General features: G+C 62.3%; 6 protein-coding genes. 3 read left to right on the forward strand and 3 right to left on the reverse strand.

The window, feature by feature from the left end:
• The 3 genes from AC1DT2_RS16475 to AC1DT2_RS16485 form a co-directional block, all read right to left on the reverse strand.
• The coding region (locus AC1DT2_RS16475) for an alpha/beta hydrolase (protein WP_477297500.1) at positions 1-468 on the reverse strand (468 nt) is incomplete at its 3' end.
• A 57-nt stretch (positions 469-525) separates the two neighbouring features.
• Complete coding sequence (locus tag AC1DT2_RS16480) at positions 526-837, reverse strand: hypothetical protein (protein ID WP_477297502.1); 312 nt, start codon at positions 835-837, stop codon at positions 526-528.
• Positions 834-1850: an LLM class flavin-dependent oxidoreductase gene (locus AC1DT2_RS16485; protein WP_477297503.1), complete on the reverse strand. Its 1017-nt coding sequence runs from the start codon at positions 1848-1850 to the stop codon at positions 834-836. Before AC1DT2_RS16485 ends, AC1DT2_RS16480 begins: the two co-directional genes overlap by 4 nt.
• A 161-nt stretch (positions 1851-2011) precedes the next feature.
• Between AC1DT2_RS16485 and AC1DT2_RS16490 the strand changes: the two genes are divergently transcribed.
• From AC1DT2_RS16490 to AC1DT2_RS16500, 3 genes are all read left to right on the forward strand, one after another.
• Complete coding sequence (locus tag AC1DT2_RS16490) at positions 2012-2653, forward strand: YceI family protein (protein WP_477297504.1); 642 nt, start codon at positions 2012-2014, stop codon at positions 2651-2653.
• 13 nt (positions 2654-2666) lie between these two features.
• Positions 2667-3176, forward strand: a complete 510-nt coding sequence (locus AC1DT2_RS16495) for a cytochrome b (RefSeq protein ID WP_477297506.1) — start codon at positions 2667-2669, stop codon at positions 3174-3176.
• Between the two features lie 110 nt (positions 3177-3286).
• Positions 3287-4447 (forward strand): sensor domain-containing diguanylate cyclase (locus AC1DT2_RS16500; protein WP_477297507.1); only part of this gene is annotated, 1161 nt, incomplete at its 3' end.

Raw genomic sequence — 4447 nt, forward strand, 5'->3', positions numbered from 1 at the left:
GGGATTTTTCTTCGCCGCCAGGGGAATGATCCACCCCGCCTGACTGAATCCCACGAGGCCGAGCGGGACGCTATGGCGTGGAAGGCGCGTCGACAGCTCGGCGACGGCGGCGCTGGCGTCGGTGGCCAGTAGATCGAAGTTGGCCGCGTCGATATTGTTGGTGCCGACTTCCGGACCTGCGTAGACGCCGCCCGACTCTCCGACTCCCCGCTTATCGTACGTCAACACCGCGATGCCTTCGCTCGCCAGCCGCGAGGCGAACGTCGTCATGCGCTTTTCCTGACCCGATCCATGCACGAGGACGACCGCCGCATACGGATGCTCGGGTCGGAAGAGCGTGCCGACCAGCGTTACGCCGTCGCTTCTGAACCTGACGTCTTCAGACGTGATGCCTGGTGAATCAGCCGCGTGCGGGCGGGTTGATACCAACAGCAAAAGGCACATCCAAAGTCCACGGCCGTAGCGCATCGCTATGTATCCCCTGAGGTGGAAAGCACCTCATCGATGTGGGGCATCGTGGCTTCATCAGTCACCAAGTTGGCAAATTATCCGACCAAACGCGCCATCGTTGCGCTGAAACGCCGGTTGGGCTCCGTGAAACGTGCCTCCCGCCAGGGCAACCGAGGTAACGCGGTCCATGCGAAAGGACTTCCAACCCTGGGCGGCACCCGACGTGCTTTCTCCACTGACCTGAAAGGCACTGAGCAGACGATCGCCGGCGTGATCGTCGCCATACACATGGGGCTGCACGACGCGTTGCGTGTCGCCATAGTCAATGAGAAGCAGGAGTCGCTCACGGATTGCCTGGCAGATGATGGCGTCGAAGTCGTTCGTCACCGCCACCCTAACGCCGGGGCCACCTGCGTGAGAATCGATTCAATCAGGTGCACGTTGTAGTCCACACCTAGCTGGTTGGGCACGGCGAGAAGCAACGTGTCGGCTTCGGCAATGGCCTCGTCGGCCGCGAGTTCCGCGACGAGGACCTCCGGAACAGCCGCGTAGGTTCTGCCGAACACGGCCTCCATGTTGTCGAYAAAGCCGACCTGGTCCGTGGACTTGCTTCGACCGAAATACGCGTGGTCCATGTCGTTGACCAGGGGAAAGATGGACCGCAGAACCGACACACGCGGTTCGCGCCCGTGGTCGGCCTTGGCCCACGCCTCGCGATAGAGCCGCATCTGCCTGGCCTGCTGCACATGCAGTGGCTCGTTGGTCTCGTTCGCTTTCAGCGTCGAGCTTTGCAGGTTCATGCCCATGGTGGCCGCCCATACAGCGGTCGCGTTGGAGGCCGAACCCCACCAGATACGTTCGCGAAGGCCGGGTGCGTGGGGCTCAAGCCGGAGGAGGCCGGGCGGGTTAGGAAACATGGGACGTGGATTGGGCTGGGCGAAGCCTTTTCCCTCGAGCAACTGGAGGAAGGTTTCGGCGTGCCGGCGGCCCATGTCGGCATCGGTTTCTCCTTCCGCAGGCGCGTAGCCAAAGTGGCGCCAGCCTTCGATGACCTGCTCGGGGGAGCCGCGGCTTATACCCAGCTGCAGGCGCCCGCCACTGATGAGATCGGCAGCCCCCGCGGTTTCCAGCATGTAGTGGGGGTTTTCATASCGCATGTCGATSACGSCGGTGCCGATCTCGATGCGGCTGGTTCGCGCGCCGATGGCCGCAAGGAGCGGGAAGGGCGATGCCAGCTGATTGGCAAAATGGTGGACGCGGAARTARGCGCCGTCAGCGCCGATCTGCTCCGCCGCGACGGCAAGATCGATCGATTGCTGGAGCACGTCGCGCGCAGACCGGGTCGCTGAGTGCGGAGAGTCGGTCCAATGACCGAATGAGAGGAAGCCGATGCGTTTCATGGCGGTAATGATACGGCGATCCCATCGACGGGTCGTTCCGTTGATGCATTGTGCCCGGATGAAATAAGAGCGCCCGCAGCCAAAAGTTGGGGTGACGCCTTGGCCCGGACGGACTAGGGTGGTCACAGTGACGACCCGTCTCCCCGCTACTGGACCCAAAGATGACTCCGCTCAAGATCGCCTCCGCCGCGTTGCTGGCATTCCTTTCGGTGACACCGGTCGCCGTCATCGCCCAGACCGATAAGAAGCCAGCGGAAGACGCGAGCGCCGCGTCGCAGTACAAAAACCTGAATCTAACCAGGGATCCCAGGGCCGCGGCGGCAGGGGAGTACAAGCTCGACCCACATCACACGTCCGTGACTGCGAAACTTGCCCACATGGATCTGTCGCGCTACACCCTTCGCTTCGATAGCGTGAGCGGCGGATTCTCGTACGACCCCACGTCAGCGACCGCTTCGAAACTGGCGATCTCCATCGACCCGAAGTCGGTCAGCACGGGTGACCCGACCTTCGACAAGCGAATCGCCGAGAAGTATTTTGAAGCCGATAAATACCCGTCCATCACCTTCACATCCGCGATAACGAAGATTGTCGGCGATCACGTAACTGTCGATGGTGTGCTGGATTTCCACGGTGTAAAGAAGCCCGTCAGCCTGAAGGTCGTCTATCGCGGCTTCGCGCAGACACGCATGGGCTTTTCTGGCGAGGCGACATTCAAGCGATCGGATTTCGGGGTCGGCGAATGGATTCCCCTGGAAGCCGACGAAGTCACGATTCTTGTCGAGACTGAATTTGTTCATTGATCCCAGCATTGCCATGCAAGAACGTTACGACCGCCCCTCGATCGTCCTGCACTGGCTGACTGCCGTGCTGGTGACCGTCCAGTGGCTGATAGGTCGCACGACGGGGCTTATGGCGCGTGGTCCGTTGCGTGTCGATATCTGGTCGGTCCACGTCTTGCTCGGCGTCTGCATCACCGGGGTGTTCGTCGCACGCATCGCATGGCGATGGCGCCGGGGAAGGCGACTACCTGGCGTGGGCACACCGGTCGAGCGTGCCGCCGCAAAGGTTGTCCATGTCGGGCTGTATGTCGTACTGGGGATCGTGCTTGCGCTGGGCTTCGCCAATACCATCGTGCATGGCTTTCCGCTGTTCAATATTCTGATCGTGCCGGGCAAGCAGGATATGGCAACGATCCTCAGCGTGAATGCATGGCACGGACTTGCAGCGAATGTGTTCGCCGCACTGGTCCTGCTGCATACGTTGGCCGCCCTGTTCCATCACTACGTGCAACGGGACGGCGTGCTTCGGCGTATGGGAAGGTAGGCGTTGCGGGCGAGAAGGTCGTATCGGGCGACAAGCTAGCCACCCTCATATCTTCGAGGTAGCCTTCCCGGATCGCGCGTCGCCAGACGCCTTTCTGTCGGGATTACGAGATGCCCCGTGAGTTGTCCGTCATCGCGAAGCTTCGCCGGAGAGTCCGGACCAGCGAGGATTTCCTGGACCAGATCGGAACGCTCGCAGGGGTCGGTGGATGGGAGCTGGACCTGGCAAGCGGTACTCTCCGCTGGACCGCGCAGACCTGCCGCATCCACGACATGCCGGCCGATCACGAACCCACCCTTGAAGAGGCGATTGGCTATTACGCCCCTGAGGTACGCACGGTGCTCGAGGCAGCGGTGCTCCGTGGCATCGAGGAAGGGGAGGGCTGGGACCTCGAGTTGCCCATGACCACCGCCACAGGCAGGCAAATATGGGTGCGCGCGCAGGGAGCGGTCGAGCAGCGAAAGGGAAGGGCCTCGCGTCTGATTGGCGCGTTCCAGGACATCACCGAGCGGCGCCGGGACATCGATGCCTTGATCGCCAGCGAGCGACGCTTCCGCAGCCTGTTCACCTATAGCCTCGGCCTGATCTGCACTCATGACCTCGAAGGCCGGCTGCTGACGGTTAATCCAGCGGCGTGTCAGTCGTTGGGCTATTCGGAAGCCGAGATGCTCGGCATGCACGTGGGCCAACTCATGACGGCACGCGACGCGGCGCGTGTGCCGGAATATCTGGCACGCATCCAGGCGCGCGGTACCGACGCGGGTCGCCTGCGCTTCGTTGCGCGGGATGGCACGCAGCGGGTATGGCAGTACCACAACATGGTGGACACGCATGCTGGCGAAACGCAGGTGTTGGGTCACGCGCAGGACATCACCGAACAAGTTCTCCAGGAGCAGCGCCTTCGCGAATGGTCGATCCGCGACGCGTTGACCGGCTGTTACAACCGGCGCTTTCTTGCCCAGTACATGGAGAGCATCGAACCCGGCGTGCCGTGGGCGTGCGTCACCCTGGACCTGGACAAGTTCAAGGCGATAAACGACACGTTCGGTCACCAGCGCGGTGATGAAGTCCTGGTTGCCATGGCGACGTTCTTCCAGCGTCATGTCCGTGCCGGTGACTACGTGATCCGGCTGGGCGGCGATGAATTCCTTGTCGTGCTACCCAAAAGCGCGATCAGCGACGCCCATGCACTCGCCGGACGTTTGGCCGTCGGCGCGGATACCGCGCCGTGCGGTTTCACTGCAGGATGCGCGGCGCACACGGCCGGGACG

This window comes from Luteibacter sp. P4_E6 (assembly GCF_056401535.1).

What these genes read in the sequence shown, in the direction of transcription:
- AC1DT2_RS16490 (WP_477297504.1), top strand. Translation starts at nt 2,012, where the DNA reads ATGACTCCGCTCAAGATCGCCTCCGCCGCGTTGCTGGCATTCCTTTCG.
- AC1DT2_RS16495 (WP_477297506.1), top strand. Translation starts at nt 2,667, where the DNA reads ATGCAAGAACGTTACGACCGCCCCTCGATCGTCCTGCACTGGCTGACT.